Genomic DNA, 18338 nt, shown 5'->3' with positions numbered 1-18338 from the left:
TTACGGGCACGGTTTTTTGTCGTTATGCTGCGCTGCGACATGGATGACGCCGCACCCCTTCCCGCCGCCGCCGGCCTGACACCGCTGCAAGACAGTTGCACGGTGACCCGGGTTGGTGCGCGCGCGCACCGCCTCGGGCGCCTGGTGGCGGCGGGATTGCCGGTGCCGGCTGGCCTTGTCCTGCCCTTCGACACGGTTGCCGAGATCGCCGAAGGCGGCCCCGTGCCGGACCTTGGCGATCGGCTCGGCCCGTTCCTGGCGGTACGCGGATCGGCGGGGGAAAAGGCCTGGGGCGGGCCGCAATCGGTGCTCAACATCGGGCTCAGCGACGAAACGCTTCCCCTGCTTGCCAGCCGGATCGGAGAGCGCGGCGCGCTGGAGGCGTACCTGCGCGCGATCCGTTCATACGGGGTGCGCGTCGCGGGGCTCGACCCCGAGGAGTTCGAGAACCTCTATTACGACCAGATGAAGCTGGCCCATAAGCTGGAAACCTCCGACCTCGTGGAGATCGTCGCCGCCTCTAAGGCGTTGTTCGAGGATCAGATCGAACATCCGTTTCCCCAGAGCCGCGAAGCGCAACTGGAAGGGATCCTGCGCGCGCTCGCCTCGGAATGGAACGCCGCCAGCGCGCGGATCCTGCGCGAGGCGCGCGGCGCGCCGCCCGACGCGGGGCTGGCGCTGATCGTGCAGGACATGGTGTTCGGCCTTGGCGACCGCCACAGCGGGGCCGGCAGTTTCCAGGCGGTGGACAGCGCCACGGGCGTGGCCAGCGCCACCGGGCGCTTCCTGCCCGATGCGCAGGGTGCCGACGCCGGGCGCGGCGTGCGCACCCCCCACATGATCACCGAGGTGGAGCGTCTTGCCGTCGGCCAGACCCGCCCCTCGCTGGAGGCGCTGGAGCCGGAGGCCTACCGCAAGCTGACCGCCGCCTCGGCAAAGCTGACGGCGGCGCTGGGCGATGCCTTCGAGGTGCATTTCACCGTGGAAGCGGGCGAATTGTACGTGCTGGACGCAGAGCCGGTGCGCCGCAGCACCCGCGCCTCGGTGCAGGTGGCGGTCGATCTGGCCAAGGCGGGCGTGATCTCGCGCGAGCGCGCCGTGCTTCGGATCGATCCCAAGGCGCTGATAGAAACGCTGCACCCGCAGGTGGACCCCAACGCGCGGCGCGACATATTCGGCACCGGTCTGCCCGCCAGCCCCGGCGCTGCGACGGGCACTATATGCTTTTCCCCCGAAGTGGCGATGACCCTTCATGCCCAGGGCGAGTCGGCGATCCTGGTCCGCGTGGAAACCAGCCCGGAGGATATTCGCGGCATGCACTCCGCCGCGGCCGTCCTGACCGTGCGCGGGGGCATGACCAGCCACGCGGCGGTGATTGCGCGCGGCCTCGGGCTGCCCTGCGTGGTGGGGGCCAGCGACCTGTCGTTGAACCTCAAGAAGGGGGAGTTGCGCGCCAAGGACGGACGGGTGTTCCGCCAGGGCGACCAGGTCACCATCGACGGCACCAGCGGCGAGGCGATGACAGGCGCGCCCGCGATGCTGCCCGCAGTGCCCACGGACGCGTTCGACACGCTGATGGACTGGGCGGACGAGATCCGCACCCTTGGCGTGCGCGCAAACGCGGACACGCCCGCCGACGCAGCGGTGGCGCGGCGTTTCAAGGTCGACGGCATAGGGCTGTGCCGGACCGAGCACATGTTCTTCGAGGGCGACCGCATCAACGTCATGCGAGAGATGATCCTGGCGGAGGACACTGCCGGCCGCATCTCGGCGCTGGAGCGGCTACTGCCCATGCAGCGCGCCGATTTCAGCGACCTGTTCCGAACGATGCAGGGCTTGCCGGTGACCATCCGGCTGCTTGATCCGCCGCTGCACGAGTTCCTGCCGCATTCCAGTTCCGAGATCGCCGACCTGGCCGAGGCGATGGACCTGCCCGTCAGCACCATCATCGCGCGGGCCGACGACCTGCGCGAGTTCAACCCGATGCTCGGCAAGCGCGGCGTGCGGCTGGGCATCACCATGCCCGAAATCTACGACATGCAGGCGCGCGCGATCTTCGAGGCGGCCCATGACGCCGCCGCCGCCGCCAAGGCCCCGGTGGTGCCCGAGATCATGATCCCGCTCGTCTCGGCCAACCGCGAGGTGGAGCTGGTCAAGGCGCGGGTGGACAAGGTCGCGGCCTCTGTCGCGGCCGAGCGGGGCGAGGTGATCGAGTATCGGATCGGCGTCATGGTCGAAACGCCGCGCGGCGCGTTGCGCGCGGGGGATCTTGCCAAGCACTCCGGCTTCCTCAGTTTCGGCACCAACGACCTGACGCAGATGACCTACGGCCTGAGCCGCGACGACGCGGGGCGGTTCATGCGGGACTACGTGAACCTTGGCGTGTTCCCCGAGGATCCGTTCCACACGCTGGATATCGAAGGGGTGGGGGAGTTGCTGCTGATCGCCGCGCGCCGCGCACGGGCGGAAAACCCGAACCTGACGCTTGGTCTTTGCGGCGAACACGGCGGCGATCCAAGCTCCATACGCTTCTGCAAGGTGGCGGGATTCGACTATGTTTCCTGCTCGTCCTTCCGGGTCCCGATCGCCCGGCTGGCGGCGGCGCAGGCGACGATCCTGTCCCGTGAAGACGGCGGTGAATGATTCGTCTGCGCGCCGCAACGGTCCCTGAAGCGCTGAGCGCTGTTAACCCCGGCTAAGGAAAGTTCAGGCTGTGGGCAATCTGAGAAACATTCGAAAAGCTTTTGAGCATTAACGGAAATTTTGCGATTTATCCGTGCTTTGCCCTGCGGCAGGACGCCTCAACACTTCATTAATTCCTCGACTCGCGGCGCGCGACTCGCCCATATCACCCCGGTTGACGGACTCTGTGCCGCCGACCTGTTGCGCGTGTGGGCGCAGCATTTGTTCGTGAGTGGGGGAGTGAGAAGCCAATGAAAATGAAGATCGATCCGGCTGTCCTGAGCCGGCCAGCCGCCGTTTTGTGCGCCGCCATCCTCCTGCTCGCCCCCGGTATGCCCGCGCCGCTCAGCGCCCGACTCCCCGATGCGGACCATCTTGCGATGGACATGCGAGTCAGTTCGCAGATCGAAACCATCGCGCTGCTGGAAAGGGACTTCAAGGGGAATGTGGACCGCTTCCAGATAATCGGCCTCGCGGACACGATGGTGCCTCTTAACCGGGCAAATGCGACCCCGGTGCGCCAGTCCAAGTTGCCGGATGTCGATACGCCGGCCACCACCGACAGCACTGTCACGGGGCAGTTGTCGATGCTGGACGCCATCGCCTCTCAGCATGTGTCCGAGGGGCAGCGGACGCTGTCCTCCTTCGACATGACGATCCCCGTGCCGTTCACGCCGGGCCGCCCCCAGCCGCGGCCTGCCGGTTTCGGGTCCGAGGATCTCGCCTGCCTTGCCGAGGCCCTTTATTTCGAGGCGCGCGGTGAAAGCCTGCGGGGGCAGATCGCCGTGGCCGAGGTCATCCTGAACCGGGTGGACAGCCGCAAGTACCCCGACACCGTCTGCGGCGTGATCGCCCAGGGCGAAAGCCGCAAGCACGGGTGCCAGTTCTCCTTCCGCTGCGACGGCAAGCCCGAGACCTTCTCCGAGCGCGCGACCTACAAGAAGCTTCACGCCCTGGCGCAGGACATGCTGGCAGGCCGCAAGAAGTCCCTGACCGAGGGCGCCACCCATTACCACACCCGCGCCGTGCGCCCGGGCTGGTCGCGTCGCCTGACCAAGACGACCGAGATCGACAGCCACATCTTCTACCGCTACCCGACGCAATCCGCCGGAAACTGATCTCCGCATCAGCGGCCCTTCCCTTTGCGTCGTCAAGTGCTATGCCTTTTGCGATGCGCTGAGGAGGGGTTCACATGGCAAGACGGATTTTCGGGACCGACGGCGTCAGGGGCACGGCGAACGTCTATCCCATGACGGCTGAGGTCGCGCTCGGCCTCGGCGCGGCGGCTGGGCGGTATTTCCGCCGCGGCTCACACCAGCACCGGGTGGTGATCGGCAAGGATACCCGGCGCTCCAGCTACATGATCGAGAACGCGCTGACCGCCGGGCTGACTAGCGTCGGGGCCAACGTGCTGCTGCTCGGGCCGGTGCCGACGCCGGCGGTGGGGATGCTGACCCGCTCCATGCGGGCGGACGTGGGCGTGATGATCTCCGCCTCGCACAACCCCTACCAGGACAATGGAATCAAGTTTTTCGGCCCCGACGGCTACAAGCTGTCCGACGCGGCCGAGGAAGAGATCGAGGCCCTTCTGGAGGCCGAGCTTGAGCTTGTTGCCGCGGAGGAAATCGGGCGCGCCAGCCGGATCGAGGGGGACCGCGCGCGCTATGTCGAAATCGCCAAGCGCACGATCCCGCGCCAGCAATCGCTGGCGGGGCTGAAGATCGTGGTCGATTGCGCGAATGGCGCCGCCTATCGCACCGCGCCGGAAGTCCTGTGGGAACTGGGGGCGGACGTGATCCCGCTGGCCGTGACCCCCGACGGCTACAACATCAACCGCGGCTGCGGCTCCACCGCCCCGGAGGCGGCGGCGGCGGCGGTCGTGGCGAACAATGCCGACCTCGGTATCGCGCTGGATGGTGACGCTGACCGGGTGATGATCCTGGACGAGACGGGCACCATCGCCGATGGCGACCAGCTGATGGCGCTGATCGCGGGCCTCTGGGCGGACCAGGGGCGGCTGGCGCAGGACACGCTGGTCGCCACGGTGATGTCGAACCTCGGGCTTGAGCGTCACCTACAGGGCCGCGGCCTGAAGCTGGAGCGTACCGCCGTGGGGGATCGCTACGTGGTGGAGGCGATGCGCGCGCTGAAGTGCAACCTTGGTGGCGAGCAGTCCGGGCATATCGTCATGACCGACTACGCGACGACAGGCGACGGGCTGCTCGCCGGGTTGCAGTTCCTGTCGGCCATGGTCTCGGCGGGGAAGCCCGCCAGCGCGCTCAGCAAGAGCTTCGAGCCGCTGCCGCAGCTTCTGGAGAACGTGCGCTTCGACCCCACCAGCGCGCCCCTGGAGGACGCCAAGGTCAAGGCCGCGATTCGCGATGCCGAGGCCCGGCTCGGCGACGGGGGCCGCCTGCTGATCCGCAAGTCCGGGACCGAACCTCTGGTGCGCGTCATGGGCGAGGCCGAGGATGACGCCCTGCTGCGTGATGTCGTGCGCGACGTCGCGGCGGAAATCGCCCGCGCAGGTAGGGCGCGCAGGGTAGGGTAAAAGGCCTACCGCAAGCGACGCGGCTTACGGCTCAGGCGCCACTCGGCAGGGGCGGTTTGCGGCGTCGCGCGCGGGCAATAAACAGCCCCGCCAGGATCAGCCCCAGCGCCATGGCGGTTTGCGGTGGCACCGGCTCGGCCAGCACGACCGCGCCAAGGATCACCGCCCAGACCGGCACCTGGTAGTTCACGAGGCTCAGGAAGCTCGGGCCCGCCGTCTGGATCAGGTGCACCAGCACGATGGTGGCGATCGCGGTCGGCAGGATCCCCAGGTACGCAACCGCCCCGATGGAGGCAACGCCCGGCGCGTCGGGAACCCCCTCGATCAGAAGGGCCATCGGCAGCATCAGCATCGTCGCCAGCAACAGTGCGGCGGCCGAGAATCCCATCAGCGGCCCCGGCGGCGCGCGGCGCGTGATGATCGACCCGATCGCGTAGCAGGCCGCCGCCGCTATACAGGCCAGGCGCGCGACGAAGGGCCCGTCGCCCCCGGCCAGGATATTTTCGGGCCCGATCAGGACCACGACGCCCGCGAACCCGACCACGAAGCCCAGCAGGCGCCGCAGGGTCAGACGCTCACCCGGGACGAAGACATGCGCCAGCGGCAGCACCAGAAGCGGCACCCCGGCCATGGTCACGCCGGCAAAGCCGCTCGGCACGCTTTGCTGCGCCCATGAAAGAAGCATGAAAGGAAAGGCGTTGGAAAACAGCGCCATGCCCATGGCAAAGCCCCATGTCCGCCGCCCCGTCGGCGTGGAGGTGGAGGGCAGGCCAACCCCCATCAGGCGCGCGATCGCCAACAGCGCCAGCGCGCCGATGGAAATGCGCAGGGCCGCGACGGTGATCGGGCCGAACCCCTCGAGCGCCAGCGTGACCGACATGAACGACGCGCCCCAGACAAGGCCAAGGGCCGTCAGCAGGAGCCAACTTTTCAGCGGGGGACTTTGCATGGGCCGGGCCTTCGATCTGAAATCGCTCTCTCCCTATCCCGCGGGCGACGGCTGCGAAAGGGGGCGGGTGTTTCGGATCGGAAACACGTCCCCCTCGGAATCCCGCAGGAAGCCTGTTGCAGCTGCCGCAACGGGGCGCTATCCGGACGGTGGGCGCGTCACCGGGTAATGGGTGAGCGGTGGCGGGCTCAGGAATTTCACCCTGACGACGGAGCCGTCCATGAGCTTCCCCGAAACGCCGCAGGGTGATCCTGCGCCGATCCCTGTTCCCACTGCAAAGCCCGCGCGGCCCGAGTTCAGCTCTGGCCCCTGTCCGAAACGCCCCGGCTGGTCCGCCGACGCCGTTGCCGCGAAGGCATGGCTTGGCCGCTCGCACCGGGCCTCGGGCCCTAAGGCGCAACTGAAATCCGTGATCGATCGCCTGACGACGCTGCTCGAGGTCCCCGAGGGCTACCGCGTCGGGATCGTTCCCGCCTCGGACACGGGCGCCTTCGAAATGGCGATGTGGTCGATGCTAGGCGCGCGCCCGGTGGACATGCTGGTCTGGGAAAGCTTCGGCGCTGGCTGGGCCAGCGATGCCGTGAAGCAGCTGAAGCTGGATGACTGCCGGGTGCTGGAGGCGGGCTACGGCGCGCTGCCCGATCTTGGCGACGTGCGCCCGGACGCCGACATCTGCTTCACGCAGAACGGCACCACCTCTGGCGCGCGGATCGCGGACTTCGACTGGATTCCCGCGGACCGGGAAGGCCTGACGCTGGTCGATGCGACCTCCGCCGTCTTTGCGCAGCCTGTGGACTGGGCCAAGGTCGACGTGCTCACCTTCTCCTGGCAGAAGGTGCTGGGCGGGGAGGGCGCGCACGGCGTCCTGATCCTCAGCCCCCGCGCTGTCGAGCGGCTTGAGTCCTTCACCCCCGACCGCCCCCTGCCGAAGATCTTCCGCCTGACCAAGGGCGGCAAGCTGATCGAGGGCATCTTCTCGGGCGCGACGATCAACACGCCCTCGATGCTCGCGGTCGCGGATTGTGTCGATGCGCTCGACTGGGTCGAGGAAATCGGCGGCCTGCCGGCGATGATGGCGCGCGCGAATGCGAACGCCGCCGCGCTTCAGGCCTGGGTGGACCGCACCGACTGGGTGGAAAACCTGGTGGCCGCGCCCGCGCACCGCTCCAACACCTCGGTCTGCCTGAAACTGGTCGACGCACGGATCGCCGCCCTGAATGAGGCCGGTCAACGCGCCTTCGTCAAGGCGATGACCGGTGCGCTGGACAAGGCCGGTGCGGCCTATGACATCGGCGGCTACCGTGACGCACCTCCGGGTCTGCGCATCTGGTGCGGCGCCACGGTGGACACCGCGGACATCGAGGCTCTGACGCCCTGGCTCGACTGGGCCTTCGCGACGGCGCTCGCCGACCTCTGACATTCGGGATCAAGGGCGCTTCTGGCCGGGCCATGCCCGCGCCGGGGCGTTCCCTTCGCAAAAACAGGACGATGACGACAATGGCAAAAGTACTGATCAGCGACAAACTCAGCGATGCGGCCGTGCAGATTTTCCGCGACAACGGCGTGGAGGTGGACTTCCGCCCCGAGCTTGGCAAGGACCCCGCCGCGCTGGCCGAGGTGATCGGCGACTACGACGGCCTGGCGATCCGCTCCGCCACCAAGGTGACGGCTGACCTGCTGGAAAAGGCCACCAACCTGAAAGTGGTGGGCCGCGCGGGGATCGGCGTGGACAACGTCGATATCCCGGCCGCCAGCGCCAAGGGTGTCGTGGTGATGAACACGCCCTTCGGCAACTCGATCACCACGGCGGAACACGCCATCGCGATGATGTTCGCCGTGGCGCGCCAGATCCCGGCGGCCGATGCCTCCACCCAGGCCGGCAAATGGGAAAAGTCGCGCTTCATGGGGTCCGAGATCACCGGCAAGGTGCTCGGCCTGATCGGCGCGGGCAACATCGGCTCGGTCGTGGCCTCGCGCGCGCTGGGACTGAAGATGAAGGTCGTGGCCTATGATCCGTTCCTCAGCCATGACCGCGCGGTCGAAATGGGTGTCGAAAAGGTCGAGGACCTCGACGAACTGCTGCGCCGCGCGGATTTCATCACGCTGCACCTGCCCAAGACCGACAAGACCGCCAACCTGCTGAACGCTGAGCGGATCGCCAAGATCAAGCCGGGCGCGCGGCTCATCAACTGCGCCCGCGGCGGGCTGGTCGACGAGGCCGCCGTCGCCGAGGCGCTGAAATCCGGCCACCTCGCGGGCGCCGCCTTCGACGTGTTCGCGGTGGAACCGGCGACCGAAAGCCCGCTGTTCGGCCTCGACAACGTGGTCTGCACGCCCCACCTCGGCGCGTCGACCTCCGAGGCGCAGGAAAACGTCGCGCTCCAGGTGGCGGAACAGATGTCGGCCTACCTGGTCAACGGCGCGATCTCCAACGCGCTGAACGCCCCCTCGGTCACGGCCGAGGAAGCGCCGCGCCTGAAGCCCTGGATCGAGCTCTGCGAACATCTCGGCAGCTTTGCCGGCCAGGTGACCGAAAGCCCGATCTCGACCATCGAGATCGAATACGTGGGCGAGGTGGGCGAGCTGAACCTCAAGCCGCTGACCTCGGCCCTGACGGCCAGCCTGCTGATCCCGCTGGTGGGCGAGGGGGGCGTCAACATGGTCTCCGCACCCATCGTGGCGCGCGAGCGGGGCGTGCGGATCTCCGAGACGCGCAAGGACGCGCAGGGCGCCTTCGGCTCCTACGTGCGGCTGATCGTGGTGACGGAAAACCAGACCCGCTCGGTTGCGGGGACGATCTACTCCGACGGCCGCCCGCGGTTCATCCAGATCAAGGGGATCAACCTGGAAGCCGAACCGACGCAGCACATGCTCTACACGACCAACACGGACGAGCCGGGCTATATCGGCGCGCTCGGCACCATGCTCGGCGAACTGGGGATCAATATCGCGACCTTCGCCCTCGGTCGCTCCGCCAAGGGTGATGAGGCGATCGCGCTTCTAGGCATCGACGAGCCGCCTTCGGAAGAGATGATCGCGCGGATTGCCGCCTTGCCCCAGGTGCGCCAGGCCAAGTACCTGCGCTTCTGAACCAGCGGAGCGGGCGGAAGATCCGCCCGCACACCTCCTGAGCAGGGTCCCGGCGGGCCCTGCTATGGTGCGCCGGGCCCGCGGTGGCCCCTGGTGCGCCGCAGCCCCCTCCAAAGTCCGGAAATATCTCTGGGAGCGCGAGGGGCTGGCACCTCGCTTCCGCCGTCCGCTACGGGGTGCGGCACAGTGCCATCGAGTTTGCGCCTTTCGTCCTCCGGCGCTCTGGGATATAGCCGCCCTGTTTGGCCAGAATGAGGAGCGCTTGAAATGGCGAATGTATGCGTTGTCGGCGCACAATGGGGCGACGAGGGCAAAGGCAAGATCGTCGACTGGCTCAGCGAGCGTGCCGATGTGATCGCGCGCTTCCAGGGCGGGCACAACGCCGGGCACACGCTGGTCATCGACGGCAAGGTGTTCAAGCTTTCCCTGCTGCCCTCGGGCATCGTGCGTCCGGGCAAGCTGAGCGTGATCGGCAACGGCGTTGTCCTGGACCCCTGGGCCTTCATCAAGGAAATCGAGGTGCTGCGCGGCCAGGGTGTGGACATCTCGCCCGAGTCGCTGATGCTGGCCGAGAACACGCCGCTGATCCTGCCCCTGCACGGCGAGTTGGATCGCGCGCGCGAGGAATCGACATCGGTCGCCAAGATCGGCACCACCGGCCGTGGCATCGGCCCGGCCTATGAGGACAAGGTGGGCCGCCGTTCGGTCCGGGTCGCGGATCTCGCCGACCCGGCGACGCTTGAATTGCGCATCGACCGCCTGCTGACACACCACGACGCGCTGCGCCGGGGCCTCGGGCTTGAGCCGGTGGACCGGGACGCCCTGCTGAAGGGCTTGTCCGAGGTTGCGCCGAAGCTGCTGGAATACGCGGCCCCCGTCTGGCGGGTGCTTGCCGCCCGCCGCGCCGCCGGCGCGCGGATCCTGTTCGAGGGCGCACAGGGCGCCCTGCTGGACGTCGATTTCGGAACCTACCCATTCGTCACCTCCTCCAACACCACCGCCGGCATGGCGGCCACGGGCACCGGCATGGGGCCGGATTCGGTCGACTTCACGCTCGGCATCGTCAAGGCCTATACCACCCGCGTGGGAGAGGGGCCGTTCCCGGCGGAACTGCAGGACGAGACCGGCCAGCGGCTGGGCGAGCGGGGCCATGAGTTCGGCACCGTCACCGGGCGCAAGCGCCGCTGCGGCTGGTTCGACGCGGTCCTGGTGCGCCAGACCTGCCAGATCTCCGGCGTTTCGGGCATCGCGCTGACCAAGCTCGACGTGCTCGACACCTTTGAAGAGCTGAAGATCTGCGTCGGCTACCGCATCGACGGGCGCGAGATCGACTACCTGCCCACCGCCTCGGAAGAGCAGGCGCGCGTCGAGCCGATCTACGAGACGTTCGAGGGCTGGCCCGGCACCACGGCGGGCGCGCGCAGCTGGAGCGATCTTCCCGCCCAGGCGATCAAATACGTGCGCCGCATCGAAGAGCTGATCGACTGCCCCGTCACGCTGCTCTCCACTTCGCCGGAACGCGACGACACCATCCTCGTGCGCGATCCCTTCGCGGACTGATGGCGCTTTCCTACAAAGCGCGCCGCCGCCTGTCGCTGCTGATCCTCGTGGTCGGCATCCCGGCTTACATCGTGGCCGCCGTCAGCCTTGTCGCGCTGTTCGAGCGGCCGCCGCTCTGGCTTGAGCTGCTGATCTACGCGGGGCTCGGCATCGTCTGGGCCCTGCCGCTGAAAGCGGTGTTCAAGGGCGTCGGGCGCGCCGATCCCGACGACAAGGGGTGACAGTGGCGCCGGTCGTGCCCATATCTGGGCGAACCGACGACCGGAGGACCTATCGATGCTCAGATCCATCACCGCGCTGGCGGCCCTTGCCGCGGCGCTGGCCACCCCCGTTGCCGCGGAGCAGATCGGAGAGGTGGACACCGCCTTCAAGCTGCTCGGCGCCAATCACAAGATCGTGGTGGAGGCATTCGACGACCCGAAAGTCGCGGGCGTCAGCTGTTTCGTCAGCCGGGCCAAGACCGGCGGCATCGCGGGGTCCATCGGACTGGCCGAGGATACCTCGGACGCATCCATCGCCTGTCGGCAGACCGGCCCGATCAGCTTCCTCGAGGATATCGAAAACGGTGAGGAGGTCTTCGGCCGCCGCACCTCGGTCCTGTTCAAGCGGGTGCAGGTGGTTCGCTTCTTTGACGAGACGCGCAACGCGCTGGTGTACCTGACCTATTCCGATCGGCTGATCGACGGCTCGCCCAAGAACGCGATTTCCGCCGTGGTCATCCGCCCCTGGCCGGGCGAGGGCTGAGCGCCGCCCGCCCCCGGGTGGAACCGGCGGCGCGGATCTTTCCCGCGCCTCAGGCCGCGCCGTCCAGCGTCTCGCGATAGCGCAGCAGCGCCTCTTCGGACATCATGAACAGGCCCCCGTCCAGCCGGACAAGCTCGCCGGTGCGGGTCAGCTTGCCGAACGCTTTGACCTTGGCCTCGGCAGTCAGCGGGGCGCCCCCGGTGATGGTCTGCGCACAATCCATGATTTCCGCGCGGTTCATGGTCGCGCGATGCTCGACCAGCGAAAGATAGGCGGCGGCGGCGGCCATCACCTCGTGCAGCGCGCTGGCGCCCGCCGCCTTGGCGAAACCGCGCGGGGTGGTGACGGAGGGGTCGTCCTCATCGCCGTCATCGTCCAGGTCGAAGGTCGTCGTGCCGGCCGGTTCGGGCGCGGAGGCGTAGCTTGCGTGAAGCCGGTCCTTCAGCGAATCCCCGTCTGACGCAGGCGCCGCGCCGGGGGCGGGCTGGCTTGCCGCCGGTTTCGGCGCAGGTTCGGGCGCCGCCGCGTCGGACGGCGTATCGACCGCATGGGGCTTCTCGGGCGCGTCCGGGGTGGGCTCGGCCGGTTCCGCCTTCGGCTTGCCGCGCAGGAACGAGCGGAATCCGCTGCGTGTCGAGCTTTCCTTGGCAGCGTCTGGCTTTGCCTCCGACGCCGCCTCGGGCGCGGGGGAGGAGGGCTCTTCGGGCGCGGCCGCGGGGGAAGCGTCGGGCGAAGGTTCGGGGGTATCCGCCTCGTTGGTGTCGGATTCCACGACCCTGAGCAGCCCGCTGCGGGGCTTCGCCGCCTCCGCCTCGGCCTCGGCCGCGGTGTCGGCCTTGTCGTCGGACTTGTCACCGCTGCTCTTGCGCCGCAGCAGGTTGCCGAGGCGCAGGCCGCCGCGCACTTCCTGTTCCACGTCGGTATCGGCGGCGGTTTCTTCCGGCGTCTCCGGCGTCGCCGGTTCCTTCGGGGCGACGGTATCGATGAAGCTCGGCCGCTCGGTATCGGCATTGGCCGGGGGCACCGGCTTCAGTTCGGGCCCAAGGCGCAGGGTTCCCAGCGCGGCGGGTTTCGCTGCGGCGGGGGGCGCATCCTCTTCGGTATCCTCGGTCCCCGCGTCCATTTCCTCGGGCTCTGGGTCGGGGGTGCGGCGCAGGAACAGCGGGCGCACGGCGGCGTCGCTTTCGCCGGACTCCGCTTCATGCGGCTCTGCGCCGAGGCGCAGCGGGCCGACGTCAGGCTCGGTATCCTCGTCGGGTTCCCCAGGTTCCTCGGTCGTCCTATCAAGCCGCAGCGGGCCCGGCCCGCTGGCCCCGAGGATCAGGGGCGCGTCTCTGTCGTCCTCTTCTTCATCCTGCGTGGGGGCTTCAGCCGACACGAATTCCTCATCGCCGGAGTCGTCTTCATCGCCGAAGTCGTCATCCCCGGGATGGAGGTCCTCCGATTCGACGTCATCGCCAAGCGACGCGCTGAAGGCGGCCGCCTCTGCTGCGACATCCTGATCGTCGACCTCTGCGCGGCTGTCCTCATCCGCGTTGTGCAGCGGGCGGCCGAACCCGGAGGTCGACTGGAACGGAGACGCGTCTTCGCGCTGCGTGAACGCCTCCGTATCCGCCCCGTGATCCTCTTGCTCGCCCGAATCCGCGAAGGCGCTGTCGTCGCGCTCGGTGGCGGGCCAGCGGGGGCTTTCGTCGGCGGGGGCGTCGATGTCATCGCCGTCGGCATAAGCGCTTTCTGGCAGGTCCTCGAAACGCGTGTCGCCCGAATACTGCGTGTCGTCCTGCATGTCCGCCTGTTCGGGCTCCGCATTGTCGTCCAGCTCCGCCTCCTCCCCAGGCAGGGGGGACATCGGCATCGCCAGCCCCCCCGACGGGGCGGCATCGAGCGCGGCGAGGTCCGCGAGGTCCTCTTCGCTCACGTCTTCCTCGGGCTCGGGCATATCGATCGCGCCGTCGCCTTCAAGGGCAGGGCGGGCAAGCTTGCGGATATGGACGCCGCCGGCGATATGCTCCAGCTCGATCTCCGCGCCCTCGACATCGCCAAGGCGGGCGATCAGCGCCTCATGATCGACCAGGTCGGCGAAATCGGCGAATCCCGGGTGCTGTTCGGCCAGGTTCTCGAAATAGCGCACGGTCTTGCGCATGATTGAAAAGGGATCGTCATAGCCTTCGATCACACAGGCGAACGTGCCGAAACTTACGGCCAGCTTGCGATTGTCTTCCATCTCACCCCTCCTCGGGGCTGCGGCTCGATCGCAGGCCCCCTCTGGTTTCCGGTTCCCCTTTCGGGGTAGGACGGCATCCTATGCCGAACATCAGATATTCCACCACAGATCCTCTTACTCTTGCGGGCGGCGCGCCGTTCTCCGCCGGGACCCTGCGGCGCGCGCTTGCGCTTGCGCCTGAAATCGTCGCCGCGGACGGCGGAGCGGATCTTCTTCGTGCGGCCGGCGCCATGCCCAGGGCGATCTTCGGAGACCTGGATTCCCTGGATATGGTCGAAACTTGGCAAAATTCAGACGTCGCAATGTTTAAGATTGTGGAACAGGAAACGACCGATTTCGAGAAATGTCTCTACAGTTTGAGCGCACCGTTGATTCTGGGCATCGGTTTTCTCGGCGGGCGGATCGATCACGCCTATGCCGCCATGGCCGCGCTGGTGCGCTATCCGGCGCAGAAGGTGGTGCTGCTGGGCGAGCATGACCTGGTGATCCCGGTCCCGCGCGCGCTGTCGCTGGAGCTTGAGGCCGGCACCACGGTGTCGCTGATGCCCATGGCGGCGATCAGGGCAACCGAAAGCGTCGGGCTGGAATGGCCCGTGACCGGCATGCACTTCGCGCCCGACGGCAAGATCGGCACATCCAATCGCGCGACGGGGGGCGCGATGCGCCTTGGCTTTGACGGGCCGGGGATGCTGGTGTCGCTGCCGTTGTCGACCCTGGAACAGGTGGTCGCGGCGCTCAGCACTCAGGCACGTTGACAGCAAGCCCCCCGAGCGAGGTTTCCTTGTACTTGTGGTTCATGTCGCGCCCGGTCTGGCGCATGGTTTCCACGCAGGCATCGAGCGAGACGAGATGCCGCCCATCCCCCCTGAGCGACAGCGACGCTGCGGATACCGCCTTGATCGCGCCAAGGCCGTTGCGCTCGATGCAGGGGGCCTGAACCAGCCCGCGGATCGGGTCGCAGGTCATGCCGAGGTGGTGTTCCAGAGCGATTTCCGCCGCGTTCTCGATCTGCTCGGGCGTGCCGCCAAGCACAGCGCACAGCCCCGCCGCCGCCATGGCCGAGGCCGAGCCGACTTCGCCCTGGCAGCCGACTTCGGCACCGGAAATCGAGGCATTCGTCTTGATCAGCCCGCCGACGGCGGCGGCGGTCAGCAGGAATTCCACGATCCTGTCGGCGCGCGCGGAAGGCACGTGGTCAAGGTAGTAGCGCAGGGTGGCCGGCACCACGCCCGCGGCCCCGTTGGTGGGCGCGGTCACGACCTGGCCGCCGGCGGCGTTCACCTCGTTCACTGCCATGGCATAGACGGAGATCCAGTCGTTGATGATATGCGGCGCTGTCAGGTTGCGCCCTTCCTCGGCCTTCAGCGCGGCGTGGATGTCATGGGCGCGCCGGCGCAGGTTCAGCCCGCCGGGCAGGATGCCGCCCTCGGACAGGCCGCGCTCGATCGAGCCGTCCATCACGTCCCACAGCCGCCGCACGTTCTTGTCGAGGGTCGGGCCGTGGCCACGCGCGGTTTCGTTCGCACGTTTCATCTGCGCGATGCTCAGCCCGGACTCCGCCGCCATGTCCAGCATCTGGCGGGCGGTCTTGAAAGGGTAGGGCACCGCGACCTCGGGGCCGGTGCCGGTGCCGCTGACCAGTTCCCGCTCGGTCAGCACGAAACCGCCGCCGACGGAATAATACGTCTCGCTCGCGAACAGCGCGCCACGTTCGTCCCAGGCCTGGCAGACCATGCCGTTGGCGTGCTGTTCCAGCGGCTCGCCGTAATCGAAGACGATGTCGTTGGCAGGATCGAAACGCAGCGTCGGCAGCCCTTCCGGCGTGATCTGATGGTTCGTGGCCAGGTCCTCCAGCGCGTCGCGGGCGGCATCTTCGTCAAAGGCGTCCGGAAGGAAGCCGAGAAAGCCGAGCGCCACGGCGCGGTCGGTCGCATGGCCCTTGCCGGTGAAGGCAAGGCTGCCGTGCAGCGCGCAGCCGATGCGCGTCAGGTTGCCGGCGCCAGGAATCACCTCATCGCCCTTGCGCAGAAGGTCCAGGAAGCGCCCGGCGGCCACCATCGGGCCCATGGTATGCGAACTGGACGGCCCGACGCCGATCTTGAAGATGTCAAAGACGCTGAGATACATTCCGTTCCATTCCCCTGTCGTTCGGCTCATCTCGCATCGTTCCGGGCGCTCTGCAAAAGGATTCTGCGGCTATTCGGGGGCAATTCCCGCCGTGAAACCCGGTTATTGGCCCGATTCACCCTCGAACCCGGGCGCGGAAGGCCCTATAACGTGCCAGTCATTTCAACAGCCAGGGCGACCCCGCCATGTTTGATCGCCTAGATCCCCCCGAACGCGCAAAACTCATTTCGGCCTACCACGCCATGGACCTGATCGAGGACGGCATGAAAGTCGGCCTCGGCACCGGCTCAACCGCTGCCTGGCTGGTCAAGCTTCTGGGGGCGCGCCGCCACCTGGAAGGGCTTGAGATCGAAGCCGTCTCCACCTCCGAAGCGACGGAGACGCTGGCGCGGCAGATGAACCTGCAGACCACCACGCTGGACGCGGCCGAATGGCTCGACCTGACCATCGACGGCGCGGACGAGGTGGACCGCTCGCTGACCCTGATCAAGGGCGGCGGCGGTGCGCTTCTGCGCGAAAAGATCGTCGCCACCGCGTCCGACCGGATGGTGGTTATCGCCGACCCCTCGAAGATGGTGGAAACGCTGGGTGCCTTCCCGCTGCCGGTGGAAGTGGTGCCTTTCGGCATGGGCGTGACCCGCAACCTGATCGCCGACGTGCTCGAGTCGGCGGATGTCGCCGGGGACGAGATCACGCTGCGCAAGGGGCGCTCGGGGCCGTTCATCACCGACGAGGGGCATCACATCTTCGATCTGCACCTGCGCGAGATCGGCGACGCCGGGCGTCTTGCCGCGGACCTGCTGTCGATCGCGGGCGTGGTGGAAACCGGGCTGTTCCTGAACATCGCCAGCACCGTCGTTGTCGGGGCCGACAGCGGCGAGGCCGAGTTCCATTTCAGCGACGGCGCGCCCAAGGTGCTGGACCTGCCCGATGACGGGCGGCTGGACCAGTTCCTCGCGTTCATCGCGAACCAGAAATCCGACTCCGGGGACGACTGATGGCAGACTTCGACTACGACCTCTTCGTTCTGGGCGGCGGTTCCGGCGGCGTGCGCGCCGCGCGCTGGGCGTCGATGGCCGGCGCGAAGGTCGCGCTGTGCGAGGAATACCGCTACGGCGGCACTTGCGTGATCCGCGGCTGCGTGCCCAAGAAGCTGATGGTCTTCGCCTCCCAGTTCACCGAAAGCGTCGAGGATGCCGCCGGCTTCGGCTGGAGCCACACGGGAAGCGATTTCAACTGGCCTTTCTTCATCGAAAAGAAGGACCGCGAGATCCAGCGCCTAGAGGATGTCTATGCCGCCAACATGGAAAAGGCGGGCGTCACGCTGTTCCGCGCGCGCGGCGTGCTGAGCGATGCGCATACGGTCGAACTGTCCGACGGGCAGAGCTTCACCGCCAAGCACATCCTCGTCGCAACGGGGGGCCGCCCCTTCAGCCCGGACGTGCCGGGGATCGAGCACACCATCAGCTCGGATGAGATCTTTCACCTCGAAGAGCAGCCAAAGCGAATACTGATCGTCGGCGGCGGCTATATCGCCTGTGAATTCGCGGGCATCATGAACGGCCTGGGCTCCAAGGTGACCCAGTTCTATCGCGGCGCGCAGATCCTGCGCGGCTTCGACGACGAGGTGCGCGGCCATATCGCCGAGGAGATGCACAAGAAGGGCATCGACCTGCATGTCGGCCGCGACGTGAAGAGCATCGAGAAGACGGACACCGGGTTGAAGGTGCTCTGCTCAGACAACACCTGGTCCGAGCATGACGTGATCCTCTATGCCACCGGGCGCAAGCCGAACTCCAAGGGGCTGGGACTTGAGAAACTGGGCGTGAAGCTTGACCGGCATGGCGCGATCGAGGTCGACGAATACTCCCAGACCGCCGTGCCCTCCATCTACGCGGTAGGCGATGTGACGAACCGCGTCAATCTGACACCGGTGGCGATTCACGAAGCGATGGCGTTCTCGGACACCGTCTTCAAGGGCATCCCCACGCCGGTCGATCACGCCTGTATTCCGACGGCCGTCTTCACCCAGCCCGAGATCGGGACCGTGGGCCTGACGCAGGAAGAGGCGCGCGACCTCTACGACATCGAGGTGTACCGCGCGACCTTCCGCCCGATGTTCCACGCCTTTGCTGACAGGGACCAGCGCATGCTGATGAAACTGATCGTCGACAAGGACTCGCGCCGGGTGCTCGGCGTGCATATCGTGGGCCCCGCAGCGGGCGAAATGATCCAGATGGTCGGTATCGCGGTCAAGATGGGCGCAACGAAGGAAGACTTCGATCGCACCATGGCCGTACACCCGACAGCGGCGGAAGAGCTGGTCACCATGCGTGACGCCGTGCCAGGCTAACCTTGAATTTCGCGCCTGAACCTACACTTAAGGGGCAGGTTTCATGATCCATTAAAAG

Annotated in this window: 14 protein-coding genes; 11 read left to right on the top strand and 3 right to left on the bottom strand. The window is 67.4% G+C overall.

The window, feature by feature from the left end:
- The first annotated feature begins 39 nt into the window (after positions 1-39).
- The 3 genes from ppdK (at position 40) to glmM (ending at position 5233) form a co-directional block, all read left to right on the top strand.
- Positions 40-2643, top strand: coding sequence for a pyruvate, phosphate dikinase (gene ppdK / locus DJ029_RS05890; protein ID WP_112321985.1), 2604 nt, complete (start codon positions 40-42; stop codon positions 2641-2643).
- A 290-nt stretch (positions 2644-2933) separates the two neighbouring features.
- Positions 2934-3800, top strand: coding sequence for a cell wall hydrolase (locus DJ029_RS05885; RefSeq protein WP_232822992.1), 867 nt, complete (start codon positions 2934-2936; stop codon positions 3798-3800).
- Between the two features lie 74 nt (positions 3801-3874).
- Entirely contained in the window at positions 3875-5233 is a 1359-nt protein-coding gene (gene glmM, locus DJ029_RS05880) for a phosphoglucosamine mutase (protein WP_112321438.1), read from the top strand.
- Positions 5234-5264: 31 nt separating this feature from the next.
- Here the strand turns inward: glmM and DJ029_RS05875 are convergent, their stop codons facing one another.
- Positions 5265-6182, bottom strand: a complete 918-nt coding sequence (locus DJ029_RS05875) for a DMT family transporter (RefSeq protein WP_112321437.1) — start codon at positions 6180-6182, stop codon at positions 5265-5267.
- A 220-nt stretch (positions 6183-6402) separates the two neighbouring features.
- Between DJ029_RS05875 and DJ029_RS05870 the strand changes: the two genes are divergently transcribed.
- The 5 genes from DJ029_RS05870 to DJ029_RS05850 all read left to right on the top strand — a co-directional run bounded on the left by DJ029_RS05870 (position 6403) and on the right by DJ029_RS05850 (position 11576).
- Entirely contained in the window at positions 6403-7599 is a 1197-nt protein-coding gene (locus DJ029_RS05870) for a phosphoserine transaminase (protein ID WP_112321436.1), read from the top strand.
- Between the two features lie 80 nt (positions 7600-7679).
- On the top strand, positions 7680-9272 hold the full coding sequence (gene serA / locus DJ029_RS05865; protein WP_112321435.1) for a phosphoglycerate dehydrogenase: 1593 nt from the start codon (positions 7680-7682) through the stop codon (positions 9270-9272).
- Positions 9273-9539: 267 nt separating this feature from the next.
- A complete protein-coding gene (locus DJ029_RS05860) occupies positions 9540-10832 on the top strand; it encodes an adenylosuccinate synthase (protein ID WP_112321434.1) in 1293 nt (430 codons plus the stop codon).
- On the top strand, positions 10832-11053 hold the full coding sequence (locus tag DJ029_RS05855; RefSeq protein ID WP_112321433.1) for a DUF2842 domain-containing protein: 222 nt from the start codon (positions 10832-10834) through the stop codon (positions 11051-11053). Before DJ029_RS05860 ends, DJ029_RS05855 begins: the two co-directional genes overlap by 1 nt.
- Before the next feature lie 55 nt (positions 11054-11108).
- Positions 11109-11576 (top strand): CreA family protein, encoded by a 468-nt coding sequence (locus DJ029_RS05850; RefSeq protein WP_112321432.1) that lies wholly within the window; start codon positions 11109-11111, stop codon positions 11574-11576.
- 49 nt (positions 11577-11625) lie between these two features.
- On the opposite strand, the gene DJ029_RS05845 is transcribed toward DJ029_RS05850, so the two are convergent.
- Positions 11626-13800, bottom strand: a complete 2175-nt coding sequence (locus tag DJ029_RS05845) for a hypothetical protein (RefSeq protein ID WP_112321431.1) — start codon at positions 13798-13800, stop codon at positions 11626-11628.
- Positions 13801-13880: 80 nt separating this feature from the next.
- Between DJ029_RS05845 and DJ029_RS05840 the strand changes: the two genes are divergently transcribed.
- A complete protein-coding gene (locus DJ029_RS05840) occupies positions 13881-14555 on the top strand; it encodes a thiamine diphosphokinase (RefSeq protein ID WP_112321430.1) in 675 nt (224 codons plus the stop codon).
- On the opposite strand, the gene DJ029_RS05835 is transcribed toward DJ029_RS05840, so the two are convergent.
- Positions 14536-15927: an L-serine ammonia-lyase gene (locus DJ029_RS05835; RefSeq protein ID WP_112321429.1), complete on the bottom strand. Its 1392-nt coding sequence runs from the start codon at positions 15925-15927 to the stop codon at positions 14536-14538. The genes DJ029_RS05840 and DJ029_RS05835 overlap by 20 nt on opposite strands.
- A 185-nt stretch (positions 15928-16112) precedes the next feature.
- On the opposite strand from DJ029_RS05835, the gene rpiA reads away from it, so the two are divergent.
- Both rpiA and gor read left to right on the top strand, forming a co-directional pair.
- On the top strand, positions 16113-16925 hold the full coding sequence (rpiA, locus tag DJ029_RS05830) for a ribose-5-phosphate isomerase RpiA (protein WP_112321428.1): 813 nt from the start codon (positions 16113-16115) through the stop codon (positions 16923-16925).
- A complete protein-coding gene (gor, locus tag DJ029_RS05825; protein ID WP_112321427.1) occupies positions 16925-18280 on the top strand; it encodes a glutathione-disulfide reductase in 1356 nt (451 codons plus the stop codon). Before rpiA ends, gor begins: the two co-directional genes overlap by 1 nt.
- Positions 18281-18338 lie beyond the last annotated feature (58 nt).

The sequence above is a fragment of the Oceanibium sediminis genome (assembly GCF_003265325.1).
Taxonomy (GTDB): Bacteria; Pseudomonadota; Alphaproteobacteria; order Rhodobacterales; family Rhodobacteraceae; genus Halovulum; species Halovulum sediminis.
This window is presented reverse-complemented; position numbering and strand designations above follow the sequence as displayed.